The sequence below is a fragment of the Parendozoicomonas callyspongiae genome (assembly GCF_023502345.1).
In the GTDB taxonomy this organism is placed as follows: Bacteria; Pseudomonadota; Gammaproteobacteria; order Pseudomonadales; family Endozoicomonadaceae; genus Sansalvadorimonas; species Sansalvadorimonas callyspongiae.
Window position 1 is genome coordinate 31265 of record NZ_JAMFLX010000002.1, and the last position, 16280, is coordinate 47544.

General features: G+C 49.1%; 13 protein-coding genes and 1 pseudogene. 11 read left to right on the forward strand and 3 right to left on the reverse strand.

All coding sequences use genetic code 11. The annotated features are described in order from the left end of the window. Window positions 1–26: 26 nt before the first annotated feature. The 3 genes from M3P05_RS01600 (at window position 27) to M3P05_RS01610 (ending at window position 2500) form a co-directional block, all read left to right on the forward strand. The gene (locus M3P05_RS01600) at window positions 27–518 is read left to right on the forward strand and encodes a PaaI family thioesterase (RefSeq protein WP_249697487.1); all 492 of its coding nucleotides are present in this window, start codon (window positions 27–29) and stop codon (window positions 516–518) included. Next, window positions 515–943: a PaaI family thioesterase gene (locus M3P05_RS01605; protein ID WP_249697488.1), complete on the forward strand. Its 429-nt coding sequence runs from the start codon at window positions 515–517 to the stop codon at window positions 941–943. Before M3P05_RS01600 ends, M3P05_RS01605 begins: the two co-directional genes overlap by 4 nt. 147 nt (window positions 944–1090) lie before the next feature. Next, window positions 1091–2500 (forward strand): NTP/NDP exchange transporter, encoded by a 1410-nt coding sequence (locus M3P05_RS01610; protein ID WP_249697489.1) that lies wholly within the window; start codon window positions 1091–1093, stop codon window positions 2498–2500. Between the two features lie 109 nt (window positions 2501–2609). Here M3P05_RS01610 and M3P05_RS01615 read toward each other — a convergent pair. Then, a pseudogene (locus tag M3P05_RS01615) lies at window positions 2610–2729 on the reverse strand (IS5/IS1182 family transposase); the annotation flags it as partial. Between the two features lie 138 nt (window positions 2730–2867). Here M3P05_RS01615 and htpG point away from each other — a divergent pair. The 3 genes from htpG (at window position 2868) to M3P05_RS01630 (ending at window position 9300) form a co-directional block, all read left to right on the forward strand. After that, window positions 2868–4793, forward strand: coding sequence for a molecular chaperone HtpG (htpG, locus tag M3P05_RS01620; protein ID WP_249697490.1), 1926 nt, complete (start codon window positions 2868–2870; stop codon window positions 4791–4793). Window positions 4794–4950: 157 nt separating this feature from the next. Continuing rightward, window positions 4951–6615 carry a M4 family metallopeptidase gene (locus tag M3P05_RS01625; RefSeq protein WP_249697491.1) on the forward strand — a complete coding sequence of 555 codons (1665 nt, stop codon included), beginning with the start codon at window positions 4951–4953 and terminating at the stop codon, window positions 6613–6615. 24 nt (window positions 6616–6639) lie between these two features. Next, window positions 6640–9300 (forward strand): hypothetical protein, encoded by a 2661-nt coding sequence (locus M3P05_RS01630; RefSeq protein ID WP_249697492.1) that lies wholly within the window; start codon window positions 6640–6642, stop codon window positions 9298–9300. Between the two features lie 93 nt (window positions 9301–9393). Here M3P05_RS01630 and fabB read toward each other — a convergent pair whose 3' ends face one another. Together fabB and fabA are read right to left on the reverse strand one after the other, a co-directional pair. Next, window positions 9394–10611, reverse strand: a complete 1218-nt coding sequence (gene fabB, locus M3P05_RS01635) for a beta-ketoacyl-ACP synthase I (protein ID WP_249697493.1) — start codon at window positions 10609–10611, stop codon at window positions 9394–9396. Window positions 10612–10628: 17 nt separating this feature from the next. Beyond that, on the reverse strand, window positions 10629–11144 hold the full coding sequence (gene fabA / locus M3P05_RS01640) for a 3-hydroxyacyl-[acyl-carrier-protein] dehydratase FabA (protein ID WP_249697494.1): 516 nt from the start codon (window positions 11142–11144) through the stop codon (window positions 10629–10631). A 373-nt stretch (window positions 11145–11517) separates the two neighbouring features. Between fabA and M3P05_RS01645 the strand changes: the two genes are divergently transcribed. The 5 genes from M3P05_RS01645 (at window position 11518) to M3P05_RS01665 (ending at window position 16258) form a co-directional block, all read left to right on the forward strand. Further along, entirely contained in the window at window positions 11518–12558 is a 1041-nt protein-coding gene (locus M3P05_RS01645; RefSeq protein ID WP_249697495.1) for an NAD(P)H-dependent glycerol-3-phosphate dehydrogenase, read from the forward strand. Between the two features lie 80 nt (window positions 12559–12638). Further along, window positions 12639–12947 (forward strand): DUF4389 domain-containing protein, encoded by a 309-nt coding sequence (locus tag M3P05_RS01650; RefSeq protein WP_249697496.1) that lies wholly within the window; start codon window positions 12639–12641, stop codon window positions 12945–12947. A 129-nt stretch (window positions 12948–13076) separates the two neighbouring features. Then, window positions 13077–13523, forward strand: coding sequence for a phosphohistidine phosphatase SixA (gene sixA, locus M3P05_RS01655; protein ID WP_249697679.1), 447 nt, complete (start codon window positions 13077–13079; stop codon window positions 13521–13523). 243 nt (window positions 13524–13766) lie between these two features. After that, window positions 13767–15008, forward strand: coding sequence for an MFS transporter (locus M3P05_RS01660; protein ID WP_249697497.1), 1242 nt, complete (start codon window positions 13767–13769; stop codon window positions 15006–15008). Next, complete coding sequence (locus M3P05_RS01665; protein WP_249697498.1) at window positions 14996–16258, forward strand: MFS transporter; 1263 nt, start codon at window positions 14996–14998, stop codon at window positions 16256–16258. Before M3P05_RS01660 ends, M3P05_RS01665 begins: the two co-directional genes overlap by 13 nt. Window positions 16259–16280 lie beyond the last annotated feature (22 nt).

Here is a 16280-nt window from a genome sequence, read left to right on the forward strand (position 1 = left end):
ATAAGTAAAACAATCATGACAAAAACATGTCCCGAATTATTCCTGATGAACAGGTTCTGGATACAGTTGCCAAACAGTTTCTTGCCGCATTGCCTCATAGCGTAAAGCTGGGCATGACGATAATGGAAATTGATTTCTCCAGTGTAACTGTTCAGCTTCCATGGAGTGAGCAGATTGTTGGCAACCCTGAAACTGGTGTTGTTCACTCGGGTGTACTCACAACATTGATGGATACAGCCTGTGGCATCTGTTCAATCTGTGCACTGGCCAATGTGGAGGCCTGTCCCACACTGGATCTTCGTATTGACCATATGAAAGTGCCTGTTTCCGGCAAGCCCCTCTACGCAACGGTTGAACCATACAGGGTGACGAAAAGCATTGTCTTTACCCGTGGCACTGCCTGGCAGGAATCACCGGATGATCCCATTGCCCATGCTGTTGGTACCTTTATGCGCCTGGGGCCATTAGCTGCAATAAAGAAGGATAAGAGCAAGTCAAAGCAGGGAGAGGAATCGTGAATTTTGCAGAGGCCGTTATTGAAGCCAGAGAGAGTGGGCGGGTCGAGGTATTGATTGATCAGATTCCCTATGCCCAAATGATAGGCGTGCAGGGGCAGCTGGTGGGTGACGAGGCTCTCTTTCTTCTTCCTTCCAACAAAGACAATGTCGGTAACCCCATTCTGCCAGCTCTTCATGGGGGTGTTATTGGTGGTTTTATGGAGACTTCGGCAGCTTTGCATCTGCTGCTGTTTATGGATCGGCCTAAAATTCCCGCCATTATTGATTTTTCCATTGACTATCTGCGTACCGGTCAGTTGAGGAATACTTTTGCAGAATGTCAGGTACATCGGCAGGGGCGCAGAGTTGCCAATGTTGCTGTAACAGCATGGCAGACCCACAGAGATGTACCGATCGCAACCGGGCGTGTGCATTTCAGGCTGTAACAATTCTCGGCATTTTTGGTTGTCTGTGTCTAACCTGATGCGTTATTCCCGCTCTTGGTTGCGAATGACGTTTTGGAACGTTTTGCACTTTTCAGTCGCCTGAAATGTCAATATCAGTTACAAGGACTGAGGTGGCAGCTGGCGTTAATGCTGTTCTGTACAGTGATTAATTTTGATATCGCCCGAAACTTGAAAGAGACGCTGCTGGTTACCCGAATGGGAGCTGAGGCGATACCTTTTGTGAAATTCTGGGTTGTTATGCCTGCGGCGTTAGTTTTCCTGATAACCTATAGTTGGTTGGCAAACCATCTTAGTAAAGCCTGGTTGTTCAGGGTATCTATCATCCCATTTATAATCTGGATGCTCGCTTTTACTTGGCTTATTTACCCTGCTTTGGATGAACTGGCTCCCGGCAGGCTCTGCGATTTTCTGGAAAACTGGTTGCCTGTTCAATTACAGATAGTTACTGAGCTTCTGTACTACTGGCCTTTGGTTGTTTTATTTACAGCCGCTGAATTATGGGGCGCGGCGGTTATATCCATTCTATTCTGGACAACAGCGAATGATCTGCATACATCGGACAGTGCAGAGAAATCCTATCCATGGATTGCGATGCTGGGTAATCTTGCCTCTCTGGTTTCCGGTCCTTTGATCCTATTTTGTATTTCGAATAACAGCAGTCAGGGTGCTGCAGGCTGGCAACTCAGTATGAACCAGTTGTCGGTACTGTTTCTTATTAATGGAATTATCATTCTTTTACTTCATAACAGCTGTAATAAACAGCGGTGCAAAAAGAGTTCAATAATAAAACGACAGGCACTATCTAGTGAGAGTAAAGCACCAGTGACACATCTGCCTCTAACTGAAAGTATTCGGTTTTTGAGTCATTCCACAAATGTACGATATATCGCACTGGTCATGCTGTTCTACTGTGTCTGTATCAATATGTTGGAAGTCGCCTGGAAGAGTCAGGTTGTCCAAGTTTTTGCAACAGAGCTTGAGTATGCCACTTTTATGGGAAAAATGACTTTGATGAGTGGCTTTGGCTGTATTGTGTGCGGGCTCTGTTTATTCAGGTTGTTGTCAAAGGGGTGGCAGGCAGCAGCATTGGCTACTCCGGTTCTTATGCTTATAACGGCAGTACCATTTTTTCTTATCGTTTTGTATAACCAGAACCAGCTCAGTACAACTGGATTTTTCTCGGTAGAGCTGCTGTCGTTGTCTGTCTACATTGGTCTGATTAGTAATGTTCTGAGTAAATCAGCTAAATATACACTGTTTGATGCCACTAAAGAGATGGTTTTTGTCCCACTGGGGAATGAGGAAAAATATAAGGGCAAGGCTGCTATTGAGCTATTGGTCAGTCGGTTAGGTAAATCAGGCAGTGCATTTATGCAACAATTACTGATAATCGTTTTGGGATCTCTTTCGCTGGCAATGATCTGGCTGGGAGGAATATTCTTTATTGCTGTTTTATGGTGGCTGGTTGTGATTGGGGTGCTGGATAAAAGTCGAAATAATGCGAAAGCCAATCCTGAAATCAAAGTGATAACTTGAAAAGGTAATAAAGGGTAAGTTGATTATTTCCGTATGTAGATACATTGGTCGTCAAACAAGAGTTTATCAAGTAGGTTTGGTGTGGTGATATCAGGGGCTGTTGAGGTTTTCACATCGGTAGCCAAATAATGCAGCATGCCATAGCGACAACACTGGCATAGTTACGTTTTAGTTTGTCATATCTTGTCGCTACGCCCCGTAAGTGCTTCAGCCTGGCAAGGATATTCTTACGTCCTTGTCAGCTGATCTGACATTTTTCTTCAATCTCTTTAAAAATGCCCCTTGAAAACGTTTTTGGCTATCCCCACATTTCGAATATCAATTATTAACTCCGGCTTACGGTTAGTTTTCCGAGGACGATTTATTAATGACTACTGAAACAAAGAAAGAAACTTTAGGTTTTCAGACAGAAGTGAAGCAGCTGCTTCACCTGATGATCCATTCCCTGTATTCCCACCCGGAAATCTTCCTGCGTGAACTGGTTTCCAACGCCAGTGACGCCTCCGACAAGCTGCGCTACCAAGCGTTGCATGATGCCACTCTGCTGGAATCTGACCCTAACCTGGAAATCCGTATCAGCTTCGATAAGGACGCCAAGACCGTCACTATCGCTGATAACGGTATTGGTATGAACCGCGAAGATGTGATCGAGAATCTGGGCACTATCGCCAAGTCCGGTACTGCGGAATTCCTGAAGAACATGACTGGTGACCAGAAGAAGGACTCCCAGCTGATCGGTCAGTTTGGTGTGGGCTTCTACTCCTCCTTTATTGTTGCTGACAAGGTCACTGTTGAAACCCGTAAAGCCGGTGAAAAAGAAGGCGTTATCTGGGAATCTGAAGGTACTGGTGAGTTCACTATCGAGGAAACTGACAAGGCTTCCCGTGGTACCAGCATTACCCTGCACCTGAAAGATGAGCACCTTGATTTTGCCGATGGCTGGCAGCTGCGTTCCATTATCCGCAAGTACTCCGACCATATCTCCCTGCCCATCCTGATGGAAAAGCAGGACATGCCTTCCTACGATGAAGAAGGCAACGAGAAGAAGGAAGAGGAAAACAAAGCGCCTGAGTGGGAAACAGTAAATACCGCCAAGGCCCTGTGGACCCGCAGTCGCAGCGAGATCAAGGACGAAGAGTACAAGGAATTCTACGGCCATATCAGCCACGACCACACCGATCCGCTGAAATGGAGCCACAACCGTGTGGAAGGCAAGCTGGAATACACCAGTCTGCTGTATGTTCCTGGTAAGGCGCCTTTCGATCTGTACAATCGCGAGATGGATCGCGGCCTGAAGCTGTATGTTCAGCGCGTATTTATCATGGACAAGGCGGAAGAGTTCCTGCCCATGTACCTGCGCTTTATCAAGGGTGTACTGGACTCCAACGATTTGTCCCTGAATATCTCCCGTGAGATCCTACAGAAAGATCCGAATGTGGAAAGCATGAAGTCCGCGCTGACCAAGCGTGTGCTGGATATGTTGACCAAGATGGCTAAGAACGATGAAGAAACCTACAAGACGTTCTGGAAAGAGTTCGGCCAGGTTCTGAAGGAAGGCCCTGCGGAAGATATGGGCAACAAAGAGAAGATCGCCAAGCTGCTGCGCTTCTCCACTTCCCTCGAAGGCAAGGAAGAGCAGACTGTTTCCCTGGACGACTATATCGGTCGTATGAATGAAGACCAGGAGAAGATCTACTACATCTCCGCTGAGTCCTTCAATGCTGCCAAGAGCAGCCCGCATCTGGAAGTGTTCCGCAAGAAGGGTATAGAGGTTCTGCTGCTGTCTGACCGAGTCGACGAATGGCTGATGTCCCACCTGTTCGAATACGACGGTAAGAAGTTCGAAGATATCGGTCGTGGCGATCTGGATCTGGGCAAGCTGGAGTCTGAAGAAGATAAGAAAGCCCAGGAAGAAGTCGAGAAGCAGAGCGAAGACCTGGTTAAGCGTATCCAGGACGTTCTGAAGGAAGAGGTTGAGTCTGTACGTGTCACTCACCGTCTGACCGATTCTCCAGCCTGTCTGGTGGTTGGTGCCCAGGATATGGGGGCCCAGATGCGCCGTATTATGGAAGCAGCAGGTCAGGCTGTACCTGACACCAAGCCAATCTTTGAGGTTAACCCAGAGCATCCGCTGATTGTTCGTCTGGATAACGAAGCTGATGAAGACCGTTTTGCCGAGCTGAGCCGTATCCTGATGGATCAGGCCAGCCTGGCTGAAGGAGGCCAGCTGGATGATCCCGGTGCCTATGTTCAGCGTCTGAACAAGTTGCTGCTGGAGCTGTCCGGATCTTAACTCCATAGCTGATCAGACTTAGTAATTCTTACTTTGAAACCGCCAGTTCCGCTTGGAGCTGGCGGTTTTTTGTCGGCAGGGTTCCGGATTCTTTCCCTTCGAATCACATCCACCTATATCTGAATAGGACGGGAAAGCTTTCTAACAGGGATGACCTATGCCAACTTCTCCAAATTTTAAATGGAGTCTTGCTGTTCTTGCTTCATTATTGCTTCTGCCGCTTCAGGTTCTGGCTATTGATGATGACCTTTTAACTGGTGAAGATATCAGCTCTCTGGAAGAGTTCGTTCTGGTGGATGATGCCAGTGGCGATATTGAAGTCGGTCAGGTTGAAAATGCCTTGGTGCAGACCCGCAGGTTTAGCGTGGATAATAAGCGTTATGTCAGATATTCCCAGTATTTCAAAGGGTTAGAAGTTGTTGGGCGCAGTGTTGTTGGCCATTTTGAGGGTCCTGTCGACAAAGCCGGCTATGACAAGGCGGTGTTTACCGGCAAGGTCACAAGAAAGATCAGAATTCCGGTGCCGGAAGAGTATTTAAGCGAGAACTTTCGCAATAGCATTGCAGCCTTTGCCCAGGATGACTTTGCTGGCAGGGCTGGAGTCAAAGGACAGGTTGATAATATCGATACCCAGCCGGTGGTCTGGATCGACAGTGATGAAAAGGCCAGGGTCGCGTACCGGGTGAATTTCCGGGTACAGCCCAAAGATGGTCGACAGATGTGGCCGCACTATATGATTGCTGCGGAAAATAATGAGATTTTCCAATACTGGGATAATGTACAGGTTCTTTATAAGGATCAGGGGCCCGGGGGCAATGGGAAAACCGGCAAGTACGTGTTTGGCCAGGGAACAATCCCGGATATGGAGGTCACCAAAACCAATAACACCTGTCAGCTGGGTAATTCCAATGTCAAAGTTATCTCGATGAACAATGGCTGGAGAATCTCCAGCAATCCCAGCCCTATCAGTTATTACTGTGATCAGAATACAGGAGCCCCGGTAAATGGTGCCTGGTCTCCTGGTAATGATGCCTATGTCTTTACCAATATGGTCGTTTCAATGTTTAAGGGATGGTACCAGACACCGGTTCTGGCCTGGCCAAATGGCAATCAGAAGCAGCTTCTGGTACTGGTCAATGTGGGGCAGAATTATGAAAACGCCTTCTGGGATGGAACCTATCTGGCGTTTGGCGATGGGGGTTACAGCTATCACCCGTTGGTGTCGGTCACCATTGTTGCCCATGAGTTAAGTCATGCCTTTACCAGCCAGCATTCTGGTCTGTTCTATGCCAACCAGTCCGGTGCCATCAATGAAGCATTTTCAGATATGGCCGCTATTGCAGCGGAATATTACCTCAAGCAGATCAGCAACACAGCCTACCAGACTGTTATTGGAACGTCCGGGATCGACTGGCGTATAGGCGACCGGATATCAAAGGGCAGTTTTGCCATGCGCTCTATGTACGACCCTTCAGCCTATAGCTCTGCAGAGTGTGAAAGCCGGGTCGCTGGATGTGATCGAAGCTGGAATGATGTTTTAACAGCCTCTCAGCAGATTTCTTCTGACAAACGGCAAAGTTATATCGTTCACAAAGGCAGTGGTGTTATGAACCGGGCCTTTGTCAATATCGTCGAAGGACTGAATGGTGATGTCCGTGCGGCATTTGCCCTGATGGTTCGAGCCAATATGCTCTACTGGACGACGACAACAACATTTTCGGAAGCGGCCTGTGGTGTTAAGCAGGCTGCCCAGGTTGATGGAATAGATGACAGGATGATTACCCGTTCCTTCCAGCAGGTGGGCGTTACCCCAGGCTGTTAAGGTGCGTTCTCAGGGAGGAGAATCATGAGTGATGTTAATGGCAGTACTTCTATACCACGGATGGTTTTTAGGGCCTGTACCTATCCGTTCAGGGCAGCTTGGAGTGCAGTAAAGTATGTTGGACGCTCTGTCAGTAAGGCTGTTGAACCGATAAGGGTAATTCTTGCTGGCAAGAACAAGGCGGAAGGTGATGCACCTAAAACCGATCTTGATCGGCGGGGCGTGACTCCTGTGCCTAAACCTAGTCAGGGTGGTCAGCCTTCAAGGCCGACGACCCACAACCCTCCTGATGACGACTGGGGCTGGGATGATGATCCTGAATCGTTTAAGCCTCAGCCTCAAATCCATAGATATCAGCCGCCTGCCAGATCTCCTTCTCCAGAGCCAAGGCGCGCAGCTCCCACTCATGATCACCCTCCGGTTCCACAGGTACCAAAGTTTGATGAGTTCGATGGTGACTGGGTGGCAACGTTTCAGAGTACTGATGATCCGCAGAAGGGCCTTCAAGCTCCACTAAAGCCAGCTGTAACTCCAGCCCCAGTTCCAGCTCCAGCTGGTACCAGATTTCTAAAACCAAATGATTCTGAAGGTCTTAAGAGTTCATCAGGGAGGGGAGTGCCGGCAGGAAACCCCTTCCAGCAAAGCCAGGCTGTTACAAATTATCAAAAGGCCAGAATTGAAGTTGTGACTTATCTTCAAGAATATTATCTATCAGTCGAGCCTGAAAAGCTGACTGAGTTGCTAAAGGATATTCCTCAGGGTGAGTGGGGAAAACAGAGTTTGCGTGAAGATCTGGTGATTTTCCTGAAGATGGAGAGATATGGATCAAAGTTGCCTTATGCTTCCTTTGCTCAGATTTATTCTCAAAGGCTTTTAGATCGAAAAATAGATAGTACGAGTGTTCGTGAACTGACTGAAGGCTGGAATGAATACAAGGCTTTTCAAGCATCCCATGAGTTACAGAAACTTGTAATGAATAAGCCGAGCTCTGAAAAAAGGTCAAATAAAATCACGTTCGGGCAGCAGTCCCAGCCTGTTGGTGGTGGTAAGTCGAGTCGGGATAGAACCACAGCCAGACAGCCTGAAGCACAGCCAGGGCAACCCAATCCTCAACTAATACCTAAAATCGGTAACCTGGATCAGGTTTACCAAGGGCTGCAGGAAGTCCGCAGTGTTGGAAAACCTCACTATGACCAGCCGCTCACTGAAGAGTTGTTTGCTCATGGTGAAACCAATGTGACTTATGAGGCCGAGCTGGCGAGGGTCAATCAGGCAACAGATGAAATGGCCGTGTTTATGACGCCAGAAGAATATATACGTCAAAAAAGTAATAATGAAATATTGCAGAAATATCGCTTTGGAATTATTCCCTCCAGAGAAGAAGCATGGCGACAGCTGACAAATGGTGTTCCCAGTACACAATGGCGTGACCTTGATGGGCAGTTAAGAGGAACCACACCAGTCCGACCTACCAAATTATCTCAAGAAGAAGTACGTGAGCTGGGTGTATATAGAAGAGCAGTACAGGAGCTCTATGAAACTCAGTCTCATGGCAACTCAAACTGCCAGAGCTTTGCAAACTCCATGGAACACTTCATGCGAGGTCTGGGGTATCAGCAGGTGGTGGGTGTTATGCAGCAGCTCGATATGAATGTTAAAGTTGGTGATCCCACCCCTGTAGCTTGTTGGAACTTGCCAAAGTATCAGGCTGGAAATTTCAGTAGTTTCCTTGAAGGTTTGTATGATTTTAGGGCTGCAGCTGCAGAGGGGATGGCTAAACAACCAAATCCAGCAAACGATGGTCCTGCAGCTTTGAATGGCTCCCGATATATATTGCTGAAAACCAGTAAGGAAGGCGGGGGGGGGCATGTCTTATACATGGTAAGGTCTAAGGCGACCGGGCGTTTTATCATAATTGACGGACAGTCCCGACAGGTTTATCCGCTTCTGCATCCGGATGGAACCTATACCGATGAGGCTAAGGATATTCTGGGAGGGCGTAATATCTACACCCTCAGGGTGGATAATATTTCAGATAAGGACTTCAAAGCTGATCTGAAACGTAGTAATGATTTGATGAAAACTGCCAATAAAGCCGCAGAAGTAACAATGGTTGTTGAACGCTTTCTGCCGGAAATGCCAGCTGAAGGCTGGCAATCAATTCAGGCAGGCGTGAACTGGCTGTATGACATGCATGTGCGGCAGCATAATTATGAAATGGATGAATACCAGGGAAGGCTGAATGATTTAAGGCGCAGAACTCAAGATGAGAGTGCACTGGTTGAACCGACTCTTTGTCAGAAGAATAAAATGATGGAAGAAGTTCGTCGTGTTTGTTCTGATGAAGAATGGCGCGCGATGCGTAACAATTATTTGGCGGTGTTACAAAAAGATCTGACATCAATGAAAGAGGCTCTTGGGAAAACGAAGGTTGTCCATCAGCAGGAAATGCGGCACTTGATAGATCACTTTGCAGATATTCCTGTAGCTTTTCATGGCCCGACAGCTATTCCCCAGGCAGCAGAATTTCTGACTCAGTTTACGCATCTTGGTAAAGATGAAATTGCTCAGGAATTAGTGAGCATGTTTGGAAGCAATACTGGCTGGAAGGAGTTCTGGCTTAATATGAAGAGTAATGCTTACGACAGGTTTATTAAAGCAATGCAGGGAATTGTTCGTCATTAGAGCAGATGTAAAGGCTTTTAATAATACCGATCCTGAATAAAAGAAAGGGAAGCATAAGCTTCCCTTTCTTTTATTCAATTGCCCAGTCAGGCATTAACCTTCAAAGCGGTCAAACACCAGGCAAGCATTGGTGCCGCCAAAGCCGAAGCTGTTGGACATAATCCGGTTCAGCTTCTTCTCTTTGTTTTCACCAACAACGATTGGCAGACCTTCTGCCTTCTCGTCCAGAGTTTCGATGTTTGCAGATGCGGTAATGAAATTGTTCTGCATCATCAGCAGGCTGTAGATAGCTTCGTGAACACCAGCCGCACCCAGAGAGTGACCACTCAGGGACTTGGTGGAACCAATCAGCGGACAGTCGTCGCCAAAGGTTTCACGAATCGCACCCAGTTCGGCAACATCACCAACCGGAGTACTGGTACCGTGAGTGTTGATGTAGTCGATTGGCCCCTTGATGGTGGACATGGCCAGCTGCATGCAGCGGACAGCGCCTTCACCGGAAGGTGCCACCATATCGTAGCCGTCAGAAGTTGCACCGTAACCTGTGATCTCTGCGTAGATCTTGGCACCACGGGCCAGAGCGTGTTCCAGCTCTTCCAGAACCAGGACACCACCACCACCAGCGATAACGAAACCGTCACGGTTGGCATCGTAAGCACGAGATGCTTTTTCAGGCGTGTCGTTGTACTTGGAAGACAGGGCACCCATGGCGTCGAACATGGCCGTCTGGGACCAGTGCTCTTCTTCACCACCACCGGCGAAAACGATGTCCTGCTTGCCCAGCTGAATCAGTTCCATGGCGTTACCAATGCAGTGAGCACTGGTGGCACAAGCGGATGTGATGGAGTAGTTCACACCCTTGATCTTGAAAGGAGTGGCCAGACAGGCGGATACAGTGTTACCCATGGTACGGGTGACACGGTAAGGGCCAATGCGCTTCACGCCTTTTTCACGCAGAGTGTCGGTGCTCTCTACGATGTTGGCGGTAGAAGCACCACCGGAAGCTGCGATCAGACCGGAGCGAGGGTTGGAAACCTGCTCTTCAGTGAGGCCTGCATCGGTAATAGCCTGCTTCATGGCGATAAAGGTGTATGCTGCAGCATCACCCATAAAGCGCATGGTCTTGCGATCAATGTGCTCAGAGAAATCGATATCGACAGTACCGGACACATGGCTGCGGAAACCCTTCTCTGCGTAGGATTCGTTAAAGCGAATGCCGGAACGACCTTCCCGCAGGGAGTCCGTTACGGATTCGGCATCATTGCCCAGACAGGAAGCAATGCCGAGGCCAGTAACAACAACGCGTTTCATATCTTGGTGAACCTGTATCAGAAGTTATCTGTGCGAGTGAAAAGACCTACACGGAGATCTTTTGCAGTGTAAATTTCCCGGCCGTCTACGGACACGCTGCCGTCAGCGATGCCCATAACCAGTTTACGGGTGATAACCCGCTTCAGGTCCAGACGGTAGGTAACCAGCTTGCTGGTTGGAAGAATCTGTCCGGTGAATTTCACTTCACCGCTGCCCAGTGCGCGTCCGCGTCCGGGGCTGCCCAGCCAGCCGAGGTAGAATCCGACCAGCTGCCACATAGCGTCGAGGCCGAGACAGCCAGGCATAACCGGATCACCCTCAAAGTGGCAGTCAAAGAACCACAGGTCAGGGTTGATATCCAGTTCGGCGATAATTTCGCCCTTACCGTAGGCTCCACCTTCAGATGAGATCTTAGTAATGCGATCCATCATCAGCATGTTGGGGAGTGGGAGACGGGCATTGCCAGGGCCGAACATCTCGCCCTTGCCACATGCCAGCAATTCATCTCGGCTATAGCTGTGTTTATTCATCATATATTCCGGTCAGGTCGTGCCTGGGAGACTGGGCGGGAAGATAGTCCATTATAGGAAGCATTAATCAATGGCCAGTCATCAATCCTGAATCAGCCAGGCTACGTCCGTTGAGTACCCTCTGAGTGCTCAGGTCAGTGGCGACTATACCATTCGACTGAGTATGAATTAATGAGGGAACGCGGCTTTGTAACAAATTCACTACAGTTCGGCAACATGTCGCGACACAATTACCTAAATGTAAGCCACCTCAATATAAGCCGTTTTCCGTATTTTGGTATTCATCGCTGCTATTCAACCAACCAGCTCTTCCCCGATTTATCGTTCATCAGGGTAGTGTATGATAGGCATTGTTTTAAAATTGTGACGGAATGGAATGACCAGTTCATTATCTTCAAATCACTGCACTGTGGCTGTGCTGGGTGGTGGGAGCTTTGGTACGGCTCTGGCTGATATTACTGCGACAAAAGGGCATACGGTCCGCCAGTGGATGCGCTCGAAGGAGCAGGCCGATGCCATGAACCGTGCCCATATCAATACCCGCTACCTGCCCGAATACGAGGTTAGCGAGAAAATTACCGCGACCAGTGATTTCGACGAAGCGATTGATGGTGCGGACCTCATCATTGTTGCCATTCCCAGTAAAGCGTTTCGCAGCGTGGTCAAACGCCTGAAAGGAAGGGCTGAAGGCAAACTGGTGATCAGTACCACCAAGGGCGTTGAAGCCGGTACGTTTGACCTGATGACCGACATTCTCCATCAGGAAGTGCCGGGTGCAAGAATCGGGGTACTCAGCGGTCCCAACCTGGCCAAGGAAATTATGGCCAAGTGCATCACAGCAACAGTGATTGCCAGTGAGGACGATGAGCTGTGCCAGGCTGTGCAGACCATTCTCCACTGTGATTATTTCCGGGTCTATTCCAACCATGACCGTTATGGTGTCGAAATGGGCGGGGCTCTGAAAAATATCTATGCCATTGTGGCAGGTCTGGCGACATCACTAGGCATGGGAGACAACACCCGGAGTATGCTGATTACCCGCGGTCTGGCAGAGATGAGTCGTTTTGCCGTGACCATGGGCGCCAACCCGATGACCTTCCTTGGCCTTTCCGGAGTCGGGGATCTGATTGTAACCTGTGAGTCCAAACTCAGCCGGAATTTCCGGGTCGGTTACGCGCTTGGTGAAGGGAAAACCCTGAAGCAGGCTGAGCAGGAACTTGGGCAGGTGGCAGAGGGGGTCAATACTTTATCCCTGGTAAGGGACAAGGCACGGGAAAAAGGTGTATATATGCCCATTGTTGATGGTCTTTATGCCATCATTCTGGAAGGTCAGGATATTCGTGAAGTGACCAGCACCATGATGATGCGGGAACAGAAAACAGACGTGGAGTTTTCTGTGCGGCCGCCAGCGAATTAAGAGAATTTTGCGGAAGTGCTCTGTGGTATCAAAAGTTTGAGCATTTCCCGTTTCTACCCCGCTAAGGGAGGGGAATAATAATGGATAATATTGATAAGCAGGATGTAAAAAAGAACCTTATGTCTGAATCGGCATGGATTCGTCTGATCTATATGGTTCTGTTCTGGCTGGCAGGCCACCTTGTAGTTGCACTGGTACTCTTTGTCGCAGTGATTCAGGCGGTCATCACTCTTCTTTCCGGAAGTCCTAACGCGAATTTGCTCGATTTCACTAAAGGTTTGAATCGTTATCTCTACCAGATAGCCGGGTTTCTGACCTTTAACAGTGAGTTGAAGCCTTATCCGTTTTCAGACTGGCCTGCTGATGTGAGTGAGAATAAGAGCGAGTAATAAATGATCTGCTTCTTCATTGCTCAAAAAGTGAGTCCCGGTGGTTATGGAAAAATCATTTGACGCAGCCAGCATTCGCAGTAAGCTGCGCGTAGCTAACCGGATGTGAAGATCGGGACAAAACGAGTGATGAAGTTATTTGTGATGCGCCATGGAGAGGCGGCACCCTGGGCAGACAGTGATGCTGAGCGCCCTCTAACTCCTTTCGGGCAGAACCAGGCCGGAACAGTCGCTGAACAGCTTGGTAAATATGAACTGACAACCATTCTTGCCAGCCCCTATAAAAGGGCCCAGCAGACAGCTGGAATTGTGCAGTCGGTCATTAACGGGCCGGAGATTATCACTTCCCGACTGATCACTCCGGACTTGCCCCCGGAGCCCGTTATTGATGCCCTGCCGGAGACCGGGGTCGTTCTTCTGGTAGCCCATATGCCTTTAGTCTCACGTCTGACAGGCTTACTGACAGACGGAGTGACCAATATGGGGATTCCTTTCAGCACAGCGATGATAGCCGAGCTGGAAATGGAATTTCCTGCTGCTGGAATGGCATCTCTGCAGCGAATTTTCACCCCCTGAATTTCCCTTCATTACCAAAGTCCAATCCCTGCGAACCTTTTCTGCAGACCAATGTCTTATAGAGACAGTGGGTGGCAGAAATATATTTTTTAGCCCATGGCAGCAGGGGCAGGGATCGCTCTCTATACTTCATGCCCTTTTCCCTGAAAGACCAGCTTCCGGTTAAAGAAACTCCTTTCTTTCCGGGGCTTTCGTATGGGTGTCCCTACTGGTGCGGGACGACAGGAATGCAGGAGACGGGGTATGGAAAATTACCGGTCACAAGTGACTTTGCAGGGCTGCCTTATTGTTCTGGTAGGCGCTCTCTATTGCCTGTTTCAAATATTTCTGCAGGCATCGCCCGCATTTATGGTTAATGAGCTGATCAGCGACCTGTCTTTAACCCGTACTCAGGCGGGACTCCTGGGCAGTTCTCTCCTTTATTCCTACGTTTTGATGCAGATTCCTGCTGGCTGGCTGGTTGAAAAGTGGGGCGTGCGCTGGAGCTTCCTGGCTGGTGTTGGGCTGCTCTGTCTGGGCTCAGTGGTGGCAGCCAGGGCAACAGGGATTGAATTTGCCATAGTGGGGCGGTTAATCACTGGCGTTGGCAGCTCTGCGGCCATTGTCGGATCATTTTGCCTGCTGAATAACTGGTTTCCCAGAAGCTGGTTCGCCCTTGGGGTCGGCTTTATTGAGATGATGGCGATGTTGGGTGGAGCCCTCTGTGGCCTTATTGTTCCTGGGATGGTTACGGAATTTGGCTGGCGTGAAACCATGAATATGTCGGCGGTTATAGGCGGTATTCTTTTGATTCTGGTTGCCCTTGTTGTCTATGACAGGCCGTCAGGTGTTGTGGATTTAGCCAAGAGTGAAGACCAGCCAGCCAGGGGCGGTGCAACCGCCATGTTTTCTTCCCTGAATTTCTGGATGAGCGCGTTCTTTGGACTATGCATTTTTGGTCTGGTGAATGCTTTCGGCATGATGTGGGGCGTACCCTATCTGCAGTGCCTTTATCCTGACTGTGGTGACTTCGCGGCTCAGGGTATCTCCCTGCTATTCATTGGTGTGGCGATAGGCACTGTAACGAGTGGCTGGCTGGTTTCCTTCTGGGGTTCACTGCGGAACTGTATGATAGCTGGGGCGCTTACAGCGCTGTTACTCCTGCTTGCCATTCTCTACTTGCCGGTCAGTCTTATGGTCATGGCCATACTGCTGTTCCTGTTTGGCCTGACTCTTGGATGCTATGGCCTGGCTTTTGTCTCATCCAAAAGGGCTCTGGGAACTTCCGGTTTAGGTATTGCCATGGCCTTTATCAATGCTTGTATGTTGTTCTCCGGGCAGGTTCTACAGCCTTTACTGGGTCATATTCTTGATAACCGGACGATGAACGCAGCCTCGCTGACACTGGCTGATTATCAGATTGCATTTTTACCTCTTGTTTTGATGGCAGGGCTTGCGGTGATTGCCTCTCTGTTTCTTAAGGAGGCAAGGGAATGCACTCCTTAACAACCCATGTTTTTCGCGATCGGGAACTGACACGGCTGCGATCTGTCGTTGGGTATCTGACTGTTGGATTGTTTGTTGCCTGCCAGTTTGTTCTCCAGGGATCAATCAGTCTGATGGTGCCTGAGTTAAAGGCTGATCTGGATATGAATGAAGCTGGGGTCGGTATGCTGGCCTCTGTTTTTTATTATCCCTATGTCCTTCTGCAGGTGCCTGCTGGCTGGCTTCTCTCGATGGTTGGAGTGCGCTGGCTGCTGGCAGTTTCAACCCTGATTATGGCTGGGGGCTGTTTTGTTATGTCGGTGGCAGATAGTGCTGCGCTTGCCATGGCTGGCCGTTGCCTCATGGGAGTGGGTGCGGCACCGGGGATTGTCTGTTTTTTGAGTACCGTCAGCTCGCTTCTGCCTGTACGGTTGTTCGGCCTGTTTGCAGCCGGTACGGAAATATTTGGTATGGTCGGGGCTGGAATCGGTGATTTTCTGATACCGGAGGGGATCAGGTCATCCGGCTGGCAGGGGGTTTTTGAATGGTTTGGCTATACCATTTCAATACTGGCATTTTTTGCCCTGTCCTTTCTACCCGGAAAAGAGAAACGACCCTGTGATACCTGCGGGCGCAACTGTCGCTTTTCAGATGGCCTGACCAATATCAATGTATGGCTGGTCGCTCTTTATAGTGGGCTGATGTTTGCGGTGTTAAACGCATTTGCGGCCTTGTGGGCTATTCCATTTCTGGAGTCAAACCAAGGCTATGACTACTGTGCCAGTAATCTTGCCGGTATGATTTTTCTTGGGGCCGCCGTTGGGGCTCCACTACTTGGATGGATCTCCGATGAGCGTGGTGATAGCCGTGGAATTATGTATATTTGCAGTGCGCTGACCTTCCTGACCTTCCTGGTGATTCTCTACGACAAAATCACCCCGGGACTTCATTACCCGCTGATGTTTCTGCTGGGCTTCTGTTCTTCTTCGTACTTGATGCCGTTTATGATGGTAAAACGTTGGTTGAATGGATCGGCTCTTGATACCGGTCTGGCATTGACCAACTCCATCAGCGTGATGGTTGGTGCCCTGTTATTTCAGCCGCTTATAGGCTGGCTGCTTGGTTTCTATGCTGAAGTCAGCCTCGATAGCTATCGCCAGGTTCTTCTGTTGATTCCAGCTGGAATTGTTATGGCTTCAGCTCTTCTGATGTGTGTCAAAAGAGGACAGATTGAGCCTTGCCCCATTGTTGTTGAGGATGAGCTCCGGTAATCTGGCACTGTTATAAATAGAA